Raw genomic sequence first — 19488 nt, 5'->3', positions numbered from 1 at the left:
CCCCCACGGTTCCGGAGAGTCTGGCAATAGAGTAAACAGAGGAAGGGGACGGTCGTCCCGCCGTGGATCATGAGGGGAGCGATCCTTCTTGCCGCCGAGAGTGCTCGTCGACGCGGCCGCGGTTCCGGCCGATCGCGGTGCGCTGATCAGGTATGTCGACGGACTCGTCGCCGCACTGGACAGGGCGGGCGCCGACCTCGCGGTCGTCTGCCAGCGCGCCGACGCCGCCAGATACGCCGGCCTGGCACCTTCCGCGCGGATCGTGCCGGGGCCTCACGGGATCACCAACCGGGCCGCGCGCCTGACGTGGGAGCAGACGGGTCTGCCGTTCCTCGCCCGGCAGGTCGGCGCCCAGGTCATCCACGCCCCTTACTACTCGATACCGCTGAGCTCGGGTCTGCCGACCGTGGCGACCGTCCACGACCTCACCTGCTTCACCGAGCCACTGCAGCACGACGCGGTCAAGGCGGCGTTCTTCCGCGCCGCGACCCGCACCGCGGTCCGGCACGCCACCCGGGTGATCGTGCCCTCCAAGGCGACCAGGGACGAGCTGATCAGGATCCTCTCGGCCGATCCGACCCGCATCGACGTCGCCTACCACGGTGTCGACCCGGCGCTGTTCCATCCGCCGTCCGAGCGTGAGATCACGCACGCCTCCGACCGGCTCGGCCTGCACGGCACCCCGTACGTGGCCTTCCTCGGCCCGCTGGAGCCGCGTAAGAACGTGCCAAACCTGATCCGCGGCTTCGTCCGCGCCGTCGAGAACATCCCGGAGCCGCCCGCTCTGGTGCTCGCCGGGGGCATCCGCGACGCCGAGGTGGACGCCGCGGTGGAGGAGGTCCCCTCGACCGTGCGGGTGCTCCGTCCCGGTTTCCTGTCGTTCGCCGACCTGTGCGGCTTCCTCGGCGGGGCGGTGGTCGCGGCCTTCCCGTCGCGGGGCGAGGGTTTCGGGCTGCCGGTGCTGGAGGCCATGGCCTGCGGCGCGCCGGTGCTCACCACCCACCGCACCTCATTGCCCGAGGTGGGCGGCGACGCGGTCGCCTACACCGAGCCCGACGCCGAGAGCATCGCCGAGGCGCTGCGCACGCTGCTCTCGTCGCCCGAGCGCAGGGGGACGCTGTCCGTGGCCGGGATCGCCCGCGCCAAGGAGTTCACCTGGGACGCCTCGGCCGAGGCGCACCTGCTCTCCTACCAGCGCGCGGCCGAGTAGTGAGCTAACCTCGCGGAATGATGGAGACCCCCTTGCCCGATCTAGAGGCGATCCTCCTTGTCGGTGGACGAGGGACGCGCCTGCGCCCGATGACGCTCGGCACCCCGAAACCCCTGCTGCCCACGGCCGGGGTTCCCTTCCTGGCGCACCAGCTCGCCAAGGCGAGGGCCTTCGGCGTGCGGCGCATCGTGTTCGCCACCTCCTACCGGGCGGAGATGTTCTCCGAGGCCTTCGGGGACGGTGAGGCGTTCGGCCTCTCGCTCGAATACATGACGGAGGAGGTCCCGCTCGGCACCGGCGGGGCCATCCGCAACGCGGCCGAGGCGCTGACCTGCGGCCCCGACGCCCCGGTACTGGTGCTCAACGGTGACATCCTGTCAGGTCACGACATCGGCGAGCAGGTCGCGGCGCACGTCGCCAGGAAGGCCGCCGTCACTCTGCACCTGACCGAGGTGGAGGATCCCTCGCGCTTCGGGTGCGTGCCGACCGACGAGGACGGGCGGGTGACCGCCTTCCTGGAGAAGACCCCCACCCCGGTCACCAACCGGATCAACGCCGGGTGTTACGTCTTCACCCGCTCGGTGATCGACACGATCCCGGCGGGCGAGGTCGTCTCGGTCGAGCGCGAGACCTTCCCCGGCCTGATCGAGGACGGCTCCCTGGTGCTCGGCTACGCCGACGCCTCCTACTGGCTCGACGTGGGCACGCCCGCCGCCTTCGTGAAGGGCTCCCGCGACCTGGTGCTCGGCCGTCTCGCCTCGCCCGCCCTGCCGGGGCCCACCGGTGACTTCCTCGCCCTGCCCGGTGCCATGATCTCGCCCGCGGCCAAGGTCTCCGGCGGTTCCGTGATCGGCGCCCGCGCGATCGTGGAGTCGGAGGCGCAGATCAGCGGCAGCGTGCTCGGAGACGACTGCGTCGTGCACTCGGGCGCGGTCGTGGTCGACTCGGTGGTCGGCATCGGCGCGCGGGTCAACGCTGGAGCGGTCCTGAGGGACGTGGTCCTCGGCGACGGCGCCGTGGTCGGTTCGGGGAACGAGCTGATCGCGGGCAGCCGGGTCTGGCCGGGCGTCGTGCTCCCCGAGTTCGCGATCCGCTTCTCCAGCGACATCTGACCGTTCGCGGCGCGGGCACCTTCGTGAGGGAACGTGAGTGGTGCCCGCCGTGGCCGGTCGACCTGGCGCTGGCCCTCGACCCGCACCGGCGCGGGACCGGCGACCCCACCCTGAGGACGGCGCCCCGCGGGGTCTTCTGGCGGACCTCGCGCACACCCGACGGGCCGGGGACGCTGCGCGTGGCCTCAACGGGCGGACGGGTGGCGGCCGCCGCGTGGGGGCCGGGGGCGGAGTGGATGCTGGAGACGCTTCCCGCGCTGCTCGGCGCCGGTGACGACGTGTCGGGGTTCGTTCCGGGCCACGATTGGCCGAGGGTGCTGCGGGACGCGGCGAGACGCTATCCGGGGCTCAGGATCGGCAGGACGTCGCGGGTGTTCGAGGCGCTGGTCCCGGCCGTGCTGGAGCAGAAGGTGGTCTCCACCGAGGCGTGGCGGGCGTGGCGGTGGCTGCTGGGCCGCTACGGCGAGCCCGCGCCGGGTCCCGCGCCCGAGGGGATGAGGGTCTTCCCCGAGCCCGAGGTGTGGCGGTCGATCCCGTCGTGGGACTGGCACCGCGCGGGGGCGGAGGCGGTGCGGGCCCGTACGATCGCGAACGCCGCCCGGCACGCGGGGAAGCTGGAGGCGATCGAGGGCAGCGCCGACGCCGATCGGCTGTTGAGGGCGCTGCCCGGGATCGGGGTGTGGACGTCCGCCGAGGTGCGCCAGCGCTCGCACGGCGACGCGGACGCCGTCTCGGTGGGCGACTTCCACCTGCCGTCGCTGGTCGGCTGGTCGCTCAGCGGCGAGCGGGTGGACGACGCGCGGATGCTGCGGCTGCTCGCTCCCTACCGGGGGCACCGGCACCGGGTCAGCCGGCTGCTGGGGTTGGGCGGTGTGCGGCCACCCGCTCGCGGGCCGAGAACGCCCGTGCGCGACTACCGGTCGTTCTGAGCGCTCCCTCGTCGGGGGAAGGTTCGTCGCGATGCCAGTCGAGGCTGTCGCGCGTGTCGGCGCCGATCAGCGGGGCGAGGACGGCGACGGCGACGAGGACGATGAGCAATGCGATCATTTTCGGCTCCTGCCGGGTGGGGTCCGAGGGGGTTTCCTCGGAGGATCCGGGGGGATTCCCCGCGAATGCGGGGTTTCTGTGGACATCTCTAATTTATGCACCTGCAAGTATTTACGTCTATCGAGACTTGCTTGACCGTATGCTTTAGGAGATCTGAAGTGTCGGGTCCCCGGTCCGGCGGCCGACGCCCGAGGCGGGTTCCGGGCCCGCGAGGGGGCACCCGCCGCCCCACACGTTCGTCTCGCGCCGTACTGTGCCGTCATGAGCGCTAACCCCACCGACAACGCGATGCGCCGGGCTCTGGCCAGGGCCCGCGACGGCAAAGCTCTCGATACCGCCGAAGCCACCGTCCTGCTGCACGCACGGGACGAACATCTGGAGACCCTCCTCGACCACGCCGGGAGGGTGCGGGACGCGGGCCTGGAGGCGGTCGGGCGGCAAGGGATCATCACCTACAGCCGCAAGGTCTTCATCCCCCTGACCCGGCTCTGCCGCGACCGCTGCGGCTACTGCACGTTCGCCACCGCGCCGCACAAGCTGGAAAGCCTGTTCCTGAGCCCCGACGAGGTGCTGGAGATCGCCAGGCAGGGTGCGGCGATGGGGTGCAAGGAGGCGCTGTTCACCCTGGGCGACCGGCCGGAGGACCGCTGGCACCAGGCCCGCGAGTGGCTGGACGCGCACGGCTACGACGACACGCTGTCCTACGTCCGCGCGATGGCCGTGCGGGTGCTGGAGGAGACCGGGCTGCTGCCGCACCTGAACCCGGGCGTGATGACCTGGCAGGACCTGCAGCGGCTCAAGCCGGTCGCGCCCTCCATGGGCATGATGCTGGAGACGACCTCGCGGCGGCTCTTCGAGGAGAAGGGGCAGGCGCACCACGGCTCGCCCGACAAGGACCCCGCCGTGCGGCTGCGCGTGCTGGAGGACGCCGGGCGGACGAACGTGCCGTTCACCAGCGGCATCCTCATCGGCATCGGGGAGACGATCGAGGACCGCGCCGAGTCGCTGTTCGCGCTGCGCAGGGTGGCGCGTGAGTACGGCGGCATCCAGGAGATCATCGTCCAGAACTTCCGCGCCAAGCCGGACACCGCGATGCGCGGCATGCCGGACGCGGACCTGCAGGAGCTGGCCGCGACCATCGCGGTGACCCGGCTGGTGCTGGGGCCGAAGATGAGGGTGCAGGCCCCGCCGAACCTGGTCGACTCCGAGTACGAGCTGATGATCAGGGCGGGCATCGACGACTGGGGCGGCGTCTCGCCGCTCACGCCCGACCACGTCAACCCCGAGCGTCCCTGGCCGCAGATCGACGACCTCGCCGCCCGTACGGCCGCCGCCGGGTTCGCGCTGCGCGAGCGGCTCACCATCTACCCCGAGTTCGTGCTGGCGGGGGAGCCCTGGCTCGACCCGAGGCTCAACGCGCACGTGGCCGCCCTGGCGGACCCGGAGACCGGGCTCGCCCGCGAGGACGCGGTCCTGACCGGCCGCCCCTGGCAGGAGCCGGACGGCGGTTTCGTCTCGGTGGGCCGCGTCGACCTGCACACGGCCGTCGACACCGAGGGTCGCAGCGCCGACCGCCGCGACGACTTCGACAACGTGTACGGCGACTGGGAGGCGCTCAGGGAGCGTCTGCCCGCCGCCTCCTCGATCGTGCGGGGCGACGTGCGGGAGGCGCTGAGGCAGGCCGAGAGCGACCCGGCGGGGCTGAGCGACGCCCAGGCGCTCGTCCTGCTGGACCTCGCCGGGGACCAGAACGGGGTGGGCGCCGACGACGCGGCGCTGGACGAGCTGTGCCGGATCGCCGACGGCCTGCGCCGGGAGGCGGCCGGCGACGACGTCACCTACGTGGTGAACCGGAACATCAACTTCACCAACGTCTGCTACACCGGCTGCCGCTTCTGCGCCTTCGCGCAGCGCCGTACCGACGCCGACGCCTACACCCTCTCGCTGGAGCAGGTCGCCGACCGCGCCTGGGAGGGGTGGCAGGCAGGGGCGACCGAGGTGTGCATGCAGGGCGGCATCCACCCCGACATGCCCGGCACCGCGTACTTCGACATCGCCAGGGCGGTCAAGGCCAGGGTGCCGGAGATGCACGTCCACGCGTTCTCGCCGATGGAGGTGATCAACGGCGCCAGCCGCACCAACCTGTCCATCGAGGACTGGCTGGTCGCCGCGAGGGAGGCGGGCGTCGACTCGCTCCCGGGCACCGCGGCCGAGATCCTCGACGACGACGTCCGCTGGGTGCTGACCAAGGGCAAGCTTCCCACCAGGGAGTGGGTCGAGGTGATCTCCACCGCGCACCGGGTCGGCATCCCGACGACCTCCACGATGATGTACGGCCACGTCGACAACCACGCGCACTGGGTGCAGCACATCCGGCTGATCCGCCGCATCCAGGAGGAGACCGGCGGGTTCTCCGAGTTCGTGCTGCTGCCGTTCGTCCACCACAGCGCGCCCATCTACCTGGCGGGGATCGCCCGCCCCGGGCCGACGGCGCGGGAGAACCGGGCCGTGCACGCACTGGCCCGCGTCCTGCTGCACGGCGCGATCGCCAACATCCAGTGCTCATGGGTGAAGCTCCAGGACGGGCTCTGCCGCGAGGTGCTGCTGGGCGGGGTCAACGACCTCGGCGGCACGCTGATGGAGGAGACGATCAGCAGGATGGCCGGGTCGGAGAACGGTTCGTTCAAGACGATCAGCGAGATCGAGGCCATGGTCGCCCCGACCGGGAGGCCGGTCCGGCAGCGGACCACCTCCTACGGCGTGCCGGACGCCGAGCGGGTGGCCGCGGCCAGGGCGAGCGACGGCGTCTGCCGCAGCGTCCGCCCCAACGCCCTCCCGCTCCTCTCCCTGGAGCCGTCGGCAAAATTATAACGAGTTCTACATCTGTCCGTCTTTCGTGAGAGGTTCGTGGGCACAATCATCATTCCCTTGTAGGCATATGTAGGGAGAGGTGCGGGTTTGTCCTCCTCCGGTCGACACCGTGTGGCCGCCGGCATCGAGCGGCGCCGGCGGCAGGCTCGCCTGCGCCTGTCGCTGGCGGCGGTCGCGATCGCGGTCGCCCTGGTGGGCGGTGCCGCCCTGGTGTCCGGCCGGGTGGGGGACTCGTGCTCGGCCCGCGACCCGGTGCTGGTCGGCGTCGCCGCCGCCATCGACATCGCCCCGGCCGTCATGGAGGCGGCGGGGCGGTTCAACCGGAGCCGGACGGGCGTCGACGGCCGGTGCGTGCTGGTGCAGGTGACCGAGCAGCCGCCCGCCACCGTGCTGCGGACCCTGCTCGGCGGCACCGCGGGGGTGCTCAGCCGCCGCCCCGACGGCTGGATCTCCGACTCCTCGGCCTGGATCCGCCTCGCCCGCAAGCAGGGGGCCGCGAACCTGGCCGGAACCGAGACCGTCGTGGCGACCTCGCCCCTGGTCTTCGCGACCCGCAAGTCCCTCGCCCGGCGCTTCGCCATGGGCAGGACCGACATGAACTGGCGGATGGTCTTCCCCTCGACCACCCGCGGCCGGATCCGGCCGAACGAGAACGAGCCCGACGTGGTCCGCGTCCCCGACCCGTCGCTCGCGGGGGCCGGGATCGCCACCGTGGCCGCGGCCAGGGACGTGGTCGGCAGCGGCCCCGAGGCCGACCGGGCGCTCACCGCGTTCGTCCGCTGGGCGCAGGCGGGGTCGGCGCCCGACTACCGGAGCATGCTCGCCACCGTCGACGACCGCTCCTTCTGGAAGCGGCCGGTGGTGATCGTGCCGGAGTCGGCGGTGTGGGCGCACAACCGCCTGCCCTCCGACGACCCGGTGGTCGCCCTGCATCCCCGCGAAGGGACGATCAACCTCGACTACCCGTACGTGGTCACCTCCTCCGACGAGGCGAAGGCGAGCGGGTCGCGGGCCTTCGCCGCCTGGCTGCGCTCCCCGGAGACCCAGGAGGGGGCCCGCAGGGCGGGGTTCCGCTCGGCCGACGGTTCCCTGGGCCCGTACTCACCCGGTCCCGAGATCCCCACCGAGGCACCCCGCACCCGCCCGACCATCCTGCCCGCCATGATCGACGAGGCGCTGGAGGCGTGGAGCAGGCTCGCACCGCCGACCAACATCCTGGTCATGACCGACACCGGCAGGCACATGGCGGAGCCGATCAGGGGACAGAAGGGGAAGACCAGGCTGACCGTCGCCCTGGAGGCCGCCAGGCTCGGCCTGCAGCTGTTCCCCGACTCCACCCACATGGGCCTGTGGGACTTCTCCTCGGCCAAGGGCAGGGACCAGCGCGAGCGGGTGCGCATCGGCCCGGTCGTCGAGCCCGACGGCGGGCAGGTCGTCCGGCGCGGCCGCCTGGAGGAGCTGACCCGCACACTGCGCGCCGCCCCCAAGGAGCCCAGCGCCCTGTACGACTCGATCCTCGCCGGGTTCCGGGAGATGACCAAGGTCTACGACGAGGACATGAACAACACCCTCGTCGTCATCACGGCGGGAAAGGACGACGGCAAGGGCGTCTCGGGCACCGACCTGGTGCGGGCGCTGCGCGAGGAGTGGGACCCCGAGGCGCCGGTCCAGGTCGTCGTCCTCGCCTTCGGCGCCGACCTCGACCGCGCCGCCCTCACCCAGGTCACCTCCGTCACCAACGGCTCCCTGCACGTCGCCCAGGGCCCGGAGGAGATCATCGACGTCTTCCTGTCCGCCCTCGCCAGGCGGCTGTGCCACCCCACCTGCCGCACCCCCGCCTGAGCGTCTTTCGCTTCGCCTACGACCAGGTGGACGTGGTGAAATGTGCTGATTTATCGGGGCATACCGCCTACGATCGCTGATGATCTAGAGAGAGGGCCGGGCGAGTGAGCGAGGCGAGTTCAGGGGGCGGCGGGCAGCGGCGGAGGCTGCTCATCGAGCGTGCCAAGACCTACACGGAGATGGAGCGCTTCGAGGAGGCCGCCGCGGACCTGACCGAGGTGCTCCGGCTCGACCCCGCCGACGACATCGCGTGGGCCAACCGGGGCGAGCTGTACCGGAGGATGGAGCGGTTCGAGGAGGCCGTCGCCGACTTCGACCGTGCGATCGAGATCGATCCGGAGTACGCGTTCGCGATCGGCAGCCGGGGGCAGGCCCACGCGGCGCTCCACCGGTCCGCCGAGGCCCTGGCCGACTTCGACCGTGCGATCGAGCTGACCCCGGACCAGGTCTGGATCCTCGGCGACAGGGCGAGGCTGCTGCGCGGGCTCGAGCGGTACGACGACGCGGAGACCGACCTGATGCGGGCCATAATGCTCGCTCCCGAGGACGCCGACCTGTACAACGCGCGCGGCGACCTGTACTACCAGATGGACCGCTACGCGGACGCGATCACGGATTTCTCCCACGCCCTGAGCCTGGAGCCGAACAGCGTCTGGGCGCTCGTCTCGCGCGGGGAGACGCACCGCATGATGGACGCGTTCGACGAGGCGCTCGGCGACCTGAACCACGCCCTCCAGCTGGAGCCCGACAACGACCGTGCCCTGGCGAGCCGCGGCGCGGTCCTGCACGAGATCGGGCGGAACGAGGAGTCGGTGGCCGATCTCAGCAGGGCGATCGAGATCGACCCCGAGTACACCTGGGCCTACATCCGCAGGGGCGAGGTCCTGCGCTCCCTGGGCCGCTACGAGGACTCGCTCGTCGACATCAACCGGGCGATGGAACTCGACGGGGACGCGGAGGGCTGACCCGCCGAAACCGGGTCCCGAGCGGGTCCCGAACGGGTCCGAACGGGGAAGACCCGGCCCCGCCGGGACCGGCCCCGGGCGGGCCCGGACGGGTCCGAACGGGGAAGACCCGGCCCCGCCGGGACCGGCCCCGGGCGGGCCCGGACGGGGAGAGCCGGCCCCGGGCGGGGCCGGCGGACGACGACGAAGTCGACGAAGTCCTAGCGGACGACGATGAAGTCCGCCGCCCGCCTGGGGGCGCGATCCCTGGGCGGGGCGGCGGGGTGGCCGATGGCGACGGCGCCCATCGGGTCCCAGCCCGCGGGCAGGTCGAGGACCTCGCGGACCACGTCGCGGCAGAACATGGTGGACGACACCCAGGCCGAGCCCAGGCCCTCCACCGCGAGCTGGACCAGGAAGTTCTGCACTCCCGCACCGGTCGCGACCACGAACATCTCCCGCTCGGCCGCGTTACGCCGACCGTCGCGGTAGGTGTGCGAGCCGTCCATCACCAGGCAGGGCACCGCCAGGTACGGGGCCGCGCGCAGCACGTCACCCCGCCTGACCCGTTTGACGATCGACTCCTCCGAGAAGCCGTCACCGCGCAGGTCGGCGATCCAGGCCTCCCGCATGGCGTCGAGCAGCTTCTCGCGGGTCCCGGCGGACTCCAGCAGGACGAACCGCCACGGGGTGGTGTGGTGCGGGGCGGGCGCGGCGATCGCGGCGTCGACCGCCCTGCGGACCTTGTCGCCGTCCACGGGGTCCGCGGAGAACTCGCGGACGGTCCTGCGGGCGAAGACCACGTCGCGCGAACCGTACCGGAACATGTCGTCGGCGGACGGGCGGAGCAGCTCGCCGACCCCCGGCCCGTCATCCTCGGTGGTGTACTCCGCCAGACCTCTGATCACCGCCACCGGGGTCTGCGCGACCTTCCCCTTGACCAGGTCCGCGGCGGCCGCGAACTCGTCGGCGACGGCGGTCAGGGTGACCTCGAGCGCGTTGCCGTGGTCGTCGGACATGCCCCGGTAGTCGAGCGCGGGGGTCACCCCCGCGAGGCCGACGGCCATGTCGGTCTGGCCGTTGCGCCACGGGCGGCCGAAGGTGTCGGAGACGACCACGCCGACCGACACGCCGAGCAGCTCCCTGACGCGCGCCCGCACGGCCGAGGCGGAGGCGTCCGGGTCGGCGGGCAGCAGGACGACCGTGCCGGGGCGGGTGTTGGAGGCGTCGACCCCGGCGGCGGCCATGACGAACCCGTGCGCCGTCTCGGCGATCACGGTCTCACCCCTGCGGGCCACCACCCGTCTCGTCTCCGTGCCGACCGCCTCGGCGCGGCTCACGCCGCGCAGCACCCGGCCCTCGGCCTTGCTGGAGATCTTCGAGGTGACCACGAGGATGTCGCCGTCGCGCAGGTCGGGCATGGCCGTGGCGATCAGCTCCCCGACGTCGTCGCCCTCGCGGACCTCGGGGATGCCGGGGACGGCGAAGATCTCCAGCCTGACGTCGGCGGGCTCCTCCCGCCCGCGCCTGAGCCTGCTCATCGCGAACCCTCCTCACGGGCCGAGGTCTCGTCCGCGACGGGGGAGCGCTCGTACGGCGGAGGGCCGGTGTCCCGGCCCGCGAGCCGCACGGCCATGTCCAGGGCGGCGCGGGCGATGGCGGCGGCGGACTCGACGTCGTGCATGATCAGCGGACGGGCCTCGACCTCGACGCCGCCGAGGGCCACCCCGGCGTCCTCCTCCGCGACCAGCCAGCCGTCCACCAGCGGCGATCCGTACAGTTCGAGGACCGCCTGCGCGGTGGTCTCCACGCCGATCGCGGTCAGGCAGGCGTCGGCCATGCCCCGGACGGGGGCGCCGCCGACGATGGGCGAGACGCCGACGACGGTCTTGCCCTCCAGGGCCTCGCGGACGCCCTTGATCTGCAGGATCGTGCCGATGCTGACGACCGGGTTGGACGGCGGGAGGACGACCGCGTCGGCGGCGGCGATCGCCTCCAGCACGCCGGGGGCGGGGGAGGCCTCATCCGCGCCGACCAGGATGATCTGCTCGGCCGGGACCGAGGCGCGCAGTCGCACCCACCACTCCTGGAAGTGGACGGCGCGGCGGCCCCGCTCGTCGGAGATGACCACGTGGGTCTCGGTCCTGTCGTCGCTCATCGGGATCAGGCGTACGCCCGGCCGCCAGCGGGCGCACAGCGCCTCGGTGACCGCGGACAGGGGATATCCGGCGTCGAGCATCTGGGTGCGCACGATGTGGGTGGCGAAGTCGCGGTCGCCGAGGCCGAACCACTGCGGTTCGACGCCGTAGGCGGCCAGCTCCTCCTTGACGACGTGCGACTCCTGCCGCCGTCCCCAGCCCTGCTCCTCGTCGATGCCGCCGCCCAGCGTGTACATCACGGTGTCGAGGTCGGGGCAGACCCGCAGGCCGTAGAGGCTGATGTCGTCACCGGTGTTGCCGATGACGGTGATCTCGGAATCGGGGGCCGCGGTGAGGAGGCCCCGCAGGAAACGGGCGCCGCCGATGCCGCCGGCGAGGGACACGATGCGCATGCCGTCCAGTGTTCCACTAGGTCACCGAGCCTGTCGGCGGGGTGTCCGCGGGCGGTGCACAGTAGTCTTTTCATGATCGTTATGAGGGGCGTCCACCCTGGCCGGATCGCCTGATTGGCCGCCCGAAATGTGGGCTTATAGGGTGTAATGGAGCACTTATGGGGTTGGTGGGCTTCCTGGGACCACCGGCAACAAAGTCAGCCATGTGCAAAACTGACCCGGGTTTACCTAAAGACCCTATGGGGGTAGTTGTGATCAATGTCGAGGCAGTCCGGCTCCGGGAACCGGCGGCGTGGCTCATGGTCGCCGTCGCGTCCGCGAGCGTTCTCGTCGGCATCGAACGCCTGTTGTTCGGGAGCGGATCGTTCTCCTTCGCCGAGCGCGCGGCGGCCTCCCTGGGGCAGCTCGCCTCGCCGGTCGCCACCGCGCTGCTCGTCGGCGGCGTGCTGCTGGCGACCAACCTCGGCCCGGTGATCCAGCGGCTGAAGGTGATGGCCCTCGTGGTGGCCGGCACGCTCGGGCTCTCCGTGCTGTTCGGCCTGATCGGCCTGTTCGGCGGGCTGTTCGGCGGCGTGGAGGGTTTCCTGGGGAAGGTCGAGTTCCTTCTCGTCAACCTGCCCGCCCTCGCGCTGGCCGCGGTCGCGCTGCTGTACGTGCTGCCGAAGGCGGTCCCCGCGGGTTCACGCGACGGCGCGTTCCGCGCGGACGGCGGCTTCGGCCGCTCCCCGGAGCACCCGCAGGACCAGCGGTACGCCGCCTACGGCCAGCCGCCCGCTCCCGCGCAGGGGCAGGTCCCCTTCCAGGAGCACCCCCAGGGTCCTCAGGGTCCTCAGGGTCCCGGCCCTCAGGGACAGGGCGTTCCGCAGGGCGCGTACCCCCACGCCCAGGGTTTCCAGGGGCCGCAGGGTCCCGGTCCCCAGGGTCCCCAGGGTCCTCAGGGGCAGATGCCCCAGCAGGGTGCTCACCACCCGCAGGACCAGGGCCCGCAGGGTGGCCACGGTTACCCGCAGGAGGCCCCGCCCGCCCCCGCCCCGCAGCCCCCGTACAACCGCCCCGCGCTTCCGCCCGCGCCCGAGCACGGCTCCGCCGGGGCCTCGGAGGGGTACGGCCGGCAGGCGCCCTCCCACGCGGCGTCCGTGCCGCCGGCGTCCCCCGCGCCGCAGGCCGGTGACGGATACGCCCAGGCCCCCTACGCGCCGCCCGCCGAGAACCAGCAGTACGCCCCCCAGGGCGAGCCCTACCCGCAGCCGGAGCCCCAGGGGCAGGGGTACGCGCAGCCGGAGCCGCAGAGCTACCCGCAGGCGCCGCAGCCCGCCGCCCCGGCCGCGGGCTACACCCCGAGCCCGTACGTCGCGGCGGACGTCCAGCCCCCGGCCCCGGCCAAGCCGTACGACCCGCCGGCCGCGGCCTACGACCCGCCGGTCTACGCCGCCCCGGTGGAGCCGCAGGCCCAGACGGAACCCCGGCTGCCGAGCTATCCCCAGTTCCCTGACTCCTCGTCGTACGGGCAGCCCGACTCGTCGTACGGGCAGCCGGAGTCGTCGTACGGGCAGCCGGAGTCGCAGGGCTTCGGCCAGCAGGCCGAGCCGCCGACCTCCCCGGTCTCTCCGGTTTCCCCGGCGTACGGGCAGGAGCCGCAGTCGTCGGGTTCCGGGCGGCACTCCAGCCCCAACCTGCCGAGCTACTCCCAGTACTCGGACTCCTCGTCGTACGGGCAGCCCGACGCGCAGGGCTTCGGCCAGCAGGCCGACTCCTCCGACTCCTCCGCGTACGGCCGGCGCTCGGACCGGTCGCAGTCCGACTACGGGCAGTCCGACCCGCTCTTCGGCCAGCAGGCCGAGCCGCCGACCTCCCCGGTGTCCCCGGTTTCCCCGGCGTACGGGCAGGAGCCGCAGTCGTCGGGTTCCCGGCGGCAGCCCGAGCAGCAGGGTTACCAGCAGCCCGATCCGCAGGGGTACCCGCAGGCCGACTCCCAGGGCTACCAGCGGTCCGAGGCCCAGGGCTTCGGCGGGCAGCAGGAGCCGCAGGGCTTCGGGCAGCAGGAGTCGCAGTCGCCCGGGTACGGTCACCAGCCCGAGCAGCAGGCCCCCGCGTCCTACCCGCCGGCCGACGGACGCCAGGACCAGCCGCTCGACGCCCAGCCGCGCCCGCCGTTCGACGGCCGGCCGCCGCAGTCCTTCCCGCAGCCTCCGGAGAACTACGGCCAGCCGTTCAGCGGCTACTCGGGCGCGGAGTTCGGCCGCCAGGCCGAGCAGGGCCCGTCCTACCCCGCGCCCGACCCTGTGGATCTCAGGTCTCAGCAGATGGCCCAGGCCTACCAGCAGGCGGAGAGCTACCAGCAGCAGGCCCAGCAGGGCGGCACCGAGCCTCAGCTGCGCGTCCCCGAGTACGGCTCCCCGGGCTACGAGGGCCCGTTCGGGCACCCGCAGACCCCGCAGAATCCCCAGCCCGCGCCGGCCCCCCAGGCTCCCCAGACGCCGCCCTACCAGTCCCACCAGTGGGACCCCCAGTCGGAGTCGACGCTCCGGTTCGACCCGAACGCCTACCAGGGAGACCCGCTGAGCGACCCCGCGCCCGCCGCCAGGACGTGGGACTCGCAGCCGATAGACCCCACGGCGATCTACAAGCCCGAACAACGCCCAGGTCAGGTCACGGATGAGGAAACCCCGGATAGAGAGAGGGTGGGCCCCGGTCAGGATCAGAACATGTCCTGGTACGGTTCCGACCGCCGAGAGCACTGAGCCCCTGGCGGTCGAAGCGATCACCTGGTGCAATTGCCGTCGTGGCAGGCACACGACCCACAACCGGGGAGAGCAGGTCTTTCCCCGGATACCAGCATGCCGCTTGACGCCACACCGACCACGCGCGTGTAATTACACACGTGTTGTTACGCCTTCCTCTGGGTGGGTAAGGGGGAGGCGTTCATAGGGGGGCTCCAATTTTGCGGGCGTGCGGCAGGGAGGTGTGCAGTGGCCGACCTGGTCATCGCACAGGAGAGCATCGCTGAAGAGCAGCTTGGCTGGCAGGAGCGCGCCTTGTGCGCGCAGACCGACCCGGAGGCGTTCTTCCCGGAGAAGGGAGGGTCCACCCGCGAGGCCAAGAAGGTTTGCCGCTCCTGCGAGGTGCGTGCCGAGTGTCTTGAGTACGCGCTCGAGCATGACGAGCGGTTTGGAATCTGGGGTGGGTTGTCGGAGCGTGAGCGCCGCCGGATCAAGCGTGAGGCCGTCTGAGCCGTCCGCGAGCCGGATGGCGGGAAGGTTCGAGCGCTCTGGGATCCGGACGGTTCGGACGTCCGAGCACCGATGAACACTATGAACACCGATCGACACCGAAGAAGTGCCGAAGACGGTCGAGCGGTCTGACAGAAGTATGTGACGCCTCTCCGAGGCGCTTGACGAATATGTCCATGGGGTCACGTGACCGTCGGTCGCGTGACCCTTTTTTCATGCGCGCGACCAGGTGTAAGACATAGCCAGACAGAGGGTGCCGTATCGTTGTCGCGCCGATCACCACCACTCCTGAACACGGGACGTATGTCCATCACCGACCCCCCTCACCCCCCGCGCCCCCAGCACACCGTCACCGCGATCGTCGTCTCCCACGACGGATCCCGCTGGCTGGGGGAGACCCTGGAAGCCCTGCTCAGGCAGACCCGCCCGGTGGACCGGGTCGTCGGGGTCGACAACGGCAGCAGGGACGGCAGCGCCGCGCTGCTGACCGGCGCCCTCGGCTCCAGGGCGGTGCTCACCCTGCCGCGCTCGACCGGTTTCGGCGAGGCCGTCGCCGAGGTCCTCGACCGGCTCGGCCCCGGCGGCGGCCGGGAGTGGATCTGGCTGCTGCACGACGACTGCGCCCCGGACGTCCACGCCCTGCGGCTCCTGCTGGAGGCCGCCGACGAGGATCCCAAGGCGGCGGTTCTCGGCCCCAAGCTCCGCGACTGGCTCGACCGGCGGCTCCTGCTGGAGGTCGGCGTCACCGTCGACCGTACCGGCCGCAGGGACACCGGGCTGGAGGCCCGCGAGTTCGACCAGGGGCAGTACGACGGGACCAGGGACGTGCTCTCGGTCTCCACCGCGGGCATGCTGATCCGCAGGGACGTCTGGGAGGAGGTCGGCGGGCTCGACCCCGCGCTGCCGCTGTTCCGCGACGACCTCGACCTGTGCTGGCGCGTCAGGACCGCCGGGTACCGCGTGCAGAACGTCACCCGGGCGATCGCCTGGCACGCCGAGGCGGCCACCCGGCGGCGGCGCCGCATCACCGCCAGCGGCGACCACCCCCGCCGCCTGGACCGCCGCAACGCCCTCTTCGTCGTGATGGCGAACCTGCCCGCCCGCCCGCTGCTGTGGGCGCTGGTGCGCAACGCGTTCGGGTCGCTCTTCCGCACGGTGCTGTTCCTGGTGGCCAAGCAGCCCGCCAACGCGCTGGACGAGTTCCTCGCGTTCGGCTCGGTCTTCGGCCACCCCATCCGGATGATCAAGGCCAGGCGGGTGCGGGCCAAGGGCAGGAGGCAGGGGTACGCGGCGGTCAGCCGGCTGCTCACCCCGCCCGGCGCCGGTTACCGGCGGCTCGTCGACCGGGCGCAGAGCTACCTGGCCGGGGGCGGGTTCGTGGAGTCCGCGGGACGCCACCACGCCATGGCCGCCTCGCCGCACGCGCAGGAGGACGGCGAGGAACTGCTCACCGACGCCGGGGTGATGCAGCGGTTCTTCGGCAACCCCGGCGTCCTGCTCTTCCTGGCGCTCACCGTGGTCACGCTGGTCGCCGAGCGCGCGGTGACGGGCGGCGCCAGGCTGGGCGGCGGAGCGCTCGTCCCGGTGATCGGCGGGGCCTCCGACCTGTGGAACCTCTACCGCGAGAGCTACCACCAGGTGGGCCTGGGCACCGACGCGTGGGCCCCTCCCTACGTGGCGGTGCTGGCCGTGCTCTCCACGGTGCTGTTCGGCAAGACGTGGCTCGCGGTGTCGCTGCTGCTGCTCGGCTGCGTTCCGCTGGCCGGGATCTCCGCGTACGCGGCCACCCGGTCGATGGTCCCCGGCCGCTGGACCAGGGTCTGGCTGGCCTCCTCGTACGCCCTCCTGCCGGTCGCCACCGGCGCGGTCGCCGCGGGGCGGCTCGGCACCGCGGTGGTCTTCGTGCTGCTGCCCGTCTACGCGGCGCTCGCCACCACGGTGCTCGCCGGGGAGCGCCGCCGCGCCCGCCGCGCCGCCTGGGGGCTGGGGCTCCTGCTGGCCGTCGGCACGGCCTTCGCCCCGCTGGTCTACCCGCTGACCGCGATCCTCGGCGCGCTGGCGGCGCTGGCCTTCCCGCGCAGGGGCGTCGCGGTCTCGATGCTCGTCGCGTTCGCCGTCCCCGTGGTCCTGCTGTTCCCCTGGCTGGCCCAGGTGGTCGCCGACCCGGGGCAGCTCCTGCTGGAGGCCGGGCTGCACCAGCCCGCGCTGGTCGACCCCGGGCTGCCGGCCGGTTCGCTGCTGCTGCTCAGCCCCGGCGGTCCCGGCATGCCGCCGCTCTGGGTGACCGGCGGCCTCCTCGCCGCCTGCCTGGCCGCGCTGCTGATGCGCCGCAACCGGATGGTCATCGCGGTCGGCTGGGGCGTCGCGCTCTTCGGCGTGCTGGTGGCGATCCTGGTGAGCAGGACCACCGTCACCTCGATCAACGGCGACGTCGAGGCCCCCGCCTGGCCGGGCGTGCCGCTGGCCTTCGCCGCCACCGGCATGCTCGTGGTGGCCGCCCTCACCGCCGACAGGGTCGTGGAGTTCCGGGCGGCCGGGGGAGCGCGCAGGCTCGCCGCGTTCGGCGTCGTGCTGGTCGCGTTCTCCACGCCGCTGCTCGCGGCGGGCATGTGGATCGCCAAGGGAGTGGACGGCCCGCTCCGCGGGACGGTACGCGACGTCGTGCCCGCCCTCGCCGCGGAGAACTCCGCGGGCGGCGAGCGGACCCTGCTGCTGCGCGCCTCGCCGGGCGGCCTGCTCTTCACCGTGCTGCGCGGGCGCACCCCGGTGATCGGCGAGGCCGACATCCCGGTCCCCGACGGTCCCAGGGAGCAGGTCCGGATCGCCGCGGCCGGGCTGGTGTCCGGCAGGGGCGGTGACGACGCCCGGGTCCTCGCCGCCCACGGCGTGCGGTTCGTCGTGGTGACCGCGCCCGTCGGCCCGGAGATCAGCCACGCGCTCGACTCGCAGCCCTCGCTGGCGAGGATGAGCCTGTCCCGCTCGGTCGGCGTGTGGCGGCTCACCCAGCCGATCGCCCTCCCCGCGACCCCGCCCGGCGACCCCTGGCACGGCCGCTGGCTCTGGGCCCAGGCCGTGCTGGTGCTGATCGTCTCGGTCCTGGCCGCGCCGGGCTCGCGTACCGAGCCCGACGAGCCCGCCGTCCCCCAGGACCTGCCCGAACCTCGCAGAGAGCTGGCCGCCCGGTGAAATCCCTGATCGAGAACCGGTTCAGCCTGCTGGTGCTGGTCCTGGTGGCACTGCTCGCCCTGTACGGGGTGGCCTACGCCACCCAGCCGCCGGCCGTCGCCACCCCCGCACCGGGGTTCGAGAAGGTGCCCGTCGCCTCGGTGACGGCCGTCTGCCCGTCGCCAGGCGACACCTCCGTCGGCGTGGTCGCCCCGCCCGTCAGCCGGGAGCCGGGCTCCGCGACACTCGTCACCGGGGACAAGACCCTGGCCACCGTCGACATCCCCGGCCGTCTCTGGCACGACGAGGTGCCGGCCTCGTCGCCGCCCCTCGTCGTCGCGGCCGACGGGAGCATGGCCGCGGGCCTTGAGGTGGCGCAGACCCGCCGGGAGAAGTCGGGAAAGCAGCGGGGACTGGCCGGGACGCGCTGTGCCGAGCCGGCGGGGAGCACCTGGCTGGTCGGGCCGGGGCCGGCCGCGGCGGACGTCACGCTGTACCTGACCAACGCCGACCTCGCCCCGGCCATCGCGGAGATCATGGTCTACACGGGTGAGGGCCCGGTGTTCGACGACACCGGTGGCGTGTTCACCCTCAAGCCGGGGCAGAGCCGCACGATCAAGGTCCTGGATCTCGCGCCCTCGGCGCTCGTCCTGGCGATCCAGGTCCGTACCAGTTCGGGGCGGGTCACCGCCGCGGCGCGGGCGATCATGAACGACGGGCGCGGCGTGGACTGGCTGCCGGTCGCCGCGCCCCCCGCCACCCGGGTCGTCGTGCCGGGCATCCCCGGCGGCGGCGGGAGGCGCGAGCTGCTCGTCGCCTCCGCCGAGGAGGTCGACACGCTGGTGGAGGTCAAGGCACTCACCCCCGAAGGGACGTACGAGCTCCAGGGCCGCGAGCTCGTCGAGGTGCCCGCGGGTTCCGTCGCCTCCGTCGACCTGTCCAGCGGGATCGGCGGCCAGCCGTCCGCGCTGGTGCTCACCTCGGACACCCCGATCGTCGCCGGGCTCGTCGCCACCGGCACCGGTTCGAGGACCGACGTGGCCTTCACCGCCGGAGCGGTCCCCATCGACCTGGGCAGCGTCGTCGCCGACAACCGTACGGGCGGCAAGGTGAGCTCCCGGCTGCTGCTGACCGCGCCGGACGCGGCGGGAACGGTGAGCGTGCAGGTGGTCCCGCGCGAGGGCGAGCCGCGCGAGCCGTTCCAGGTGGAGATCCCCGCCTCGCGGACCAAGCAGGTCGCGCTCACCAAGGTCGACGGGCCCTTCGCGGTGGTCGTACAGCCGCTGCCCGGCTCAGGACCGGTCTACGGCGGGCGCGTCCTGGACGAGCGGCTCAAGGACGGGCTGGCGCTGACCGTGCAGCCGCTGGCCCCCGCCCGCATGTGGGCGCTGGTCCCGCCGATCGCCGAGTCCGCGGCGACCGTCCTGCCCTGAGAGCGACCGTCCTGCTTTGAGAACCGTCCTGTCCTGGGAGGCGGCGGGAGCGTCGGACCGCCCTGGGCCGCGGTGGACCGGCC

Annotated in this window: 12 protein-coding genes; 10 read left to right on the top strand and 2 right to left on the bottom strand. The window is 72.7% G+C overall.

What is annotated here, in order from left to right:
• Positions 1–88 precede the first annotated feature (88 nt).
• The 6 genes from ACTOQ1_RS14885 to ACTOQ1_RS14860 all read left to right on the top strand — a co-directional run bounded on the left by ACTOQ1_RS14885 (position 89) and on the right by ACTOQ1_RS14860 (position 9047).
• A complete protein-coding gene (locus ACTOQ1_RS14885) occupies positions 89–1210 on the top strand; it encodes a glycosyltransferase family 4 protein (protein ID WP_440067489.1) in 1122 nt (373 codons plus the stop codon).
• A gap of 32 nt (positions 1211–1242) precedes the next feature.
• Complete coding sequence (locus ACTOQ1_RS14880; protein ID WP_440067487.1) at positions 1243–2322, top strand: sugar phosphate nucleotidyltransferase; 1080 nt, start codon at positions 1243–1245, stop codon at positions 2320–2322.
• A 23-nt stretch (positions 2323–2345) separates the two neighbouring features.
• Complete coding sequence (locus ACTOQ1_RS14875; protein WP_440067485.1) at positions 2346–3251, top strand: DNA-3-methyladenine glycosylase family protein; 906 nt, start codon at positions 2346–2348, stop codon at positions 3249–3251.
• Between the two features lie 379 nt (positions 3252–3630).
• A complete protein-coding gene (locus ACTOQ1_RS14870; RefSeq protein WP_440067483.1) occupies positions 3631–6240 on the top strand; it encodes a bifunctional FO biosynthesis protein CofGH in 2610 nt (869 codons plus the stop codon).
• A 111-nt stretch (positions 6241–6351) separates the two neighbouring features.
• Positions 6352–8082, top strand: coding sequence for a substrate-binding and VWA domain-containing protein (locus tag ACTOQ1_RS14865; protein ID WP_440067481.1), 1731 nt, complete (start codon positions 6352–6354; stop codon positions 8080–8082).
• Positions 8083–8186: 104 nt separating this feature from the next.
• Positions 8187–9047: a tetratricopeptide repeat protein gene (locus ACTOQ1_RS14860; RefSeq protein ID WP_440067480.1), complete on the top strand. Its 861-nt coding sequence runs from the start codon at positions 8187–8189 to the stop codon at positions 9045–9047.
• Positions 9048–9247: 200 nt separating this feature from the next.
• Here the strand turns inward: ACTOQ1_RS14860 and ACTOQ1_RS14855 are convergent, their stop codons facing one another.
• Both ACTOQ1_RS14855 and cofD read right to left on the bottom strand, forming a co-directional pair.
• Positions 9248–10567: a coenzyme F420-0:L-glutamate ligase gene (locus ACTOQ1_RS14855; protein ID WP_440067478.1), complete on the bottom strand. Its 1320-nt coding sequence runs from the start codon at positions 10565–10567 to the stop codon at positions 9248–9250.
• On the bottom strand, positions 10564–11577 hold the full coding sequence (cofD, locus tag ACTOQ1_RS14850; RefSeq protein WP_440067477.1) for a 2-phospho-L-lactate transferase: 1014 nt from the start codon (positions 11575–11577) through the stop codon (positions 10564–10566). The genes ACTOQ1_RS14855 and cofD overlap by 4 nt, the downstream gene beginning before the upstream one ends.
• Positions 11578–11828: 251 nt before the next feature.
• Between cofD and ACTOQ1_RS14845 the strand changes: the two genes are divergently transcribed.
• From ACTOQ1_RS14845 to ACTOQ1_RS14830, 4 genes are all read left to right on the top strand, one after another.
• Complete coding sequence (locus tag ACTOQ1_RS14845; RefSeq protein ID WP_440067475.1) at positions 11829–14318, top strand: hypothetical protein; 2490 nt, start codon at positions 11829–11831, stop codon at positions 14316–14318.
• A 228-nt stretch (positions 14319–14546) separates the two neighbouring features.
• On the top strand, positions 14547–14807 hold the full coding sequence (locus ACTOQ1_RS14840; protein WP_037969494.1) for a WhiB family transcriptional regulator: 261 nt from the start codon (positions 14547–14549) through the stop codon (positions 14805–14807).
• Between the two features lie 303 nt (positions 14808–15110).
• Complete coding sequence (locus tag ACTOQ1_RS14835) at positions 15111–17993, top strand: glycosyltransferase (protein WP_440067473.1); 2883 nt, start codon at positions 15111–15113, stop codon at positions 17991–17993.
• Positions 17990–19405 (top strand): DUF5719 family protein, encoded by a 1416-nt coding sequence (locus tag ACTOQ1_RS14830; RefSeq protein WP_440067471.1) that lies wholly within the window; start codon positions 17990–17992, stop codon positions 19403–19405. Before ACTOQ1_RS14835 ends, ACTOQ1_RS14830 begins: the two co-directional genes overlap by 4 nt.
• Positions 19406–19488: the final 83 nt, after the last annotated feature.

Source organism: Streptosporangium sp. OZ121 (genome assembly GCF_051918885.1).
In the GTDB taxonomy this organism is placed as follows: Bacteria; Actinomycetota; Actinomycetes; order Streptosporangiales; family Streptosporangiaceae; genus Streptosporangium.
This window is presented reverse-complemented; position numbering and strand designations above follow the sequence as displayed.

What these genes read in the sequence shown, in the direction of transcription:
- ACTOQ1_RS14870 (WP_440067483.1), top strand. Translation starts at nt 3,631, where the DNA reads ATGAGCGCTAACCCCACCGACAACGCGATGCGCCGGGCTCTGGCCAGG.
- ACTOQ1_RS14855 (WP_440067478.1), bottom strand. Translation starts at nt 10,567, where the DNA reads ATGAGCAGGCTCAGGCGCGGGCGGGAGGAGCCCGCCGACGTCAGGCTG.
- cofD (WP_440067477.1), bottom strand. Translation starts at nt 11,577, where the DNA reads ATGCGCATCGTGTCCCTCGCCGGCGGCATCGGCGGCGCCCGTTTCCTG.
- ACTOQ1_RS14835 (WP_440067473.1), top strand. Translation starts at nt 15,111, where the DNA reads ATGTCCATCACCGACCCCCCTCACCCCCCGCGCCCCCAGCACACCGTC.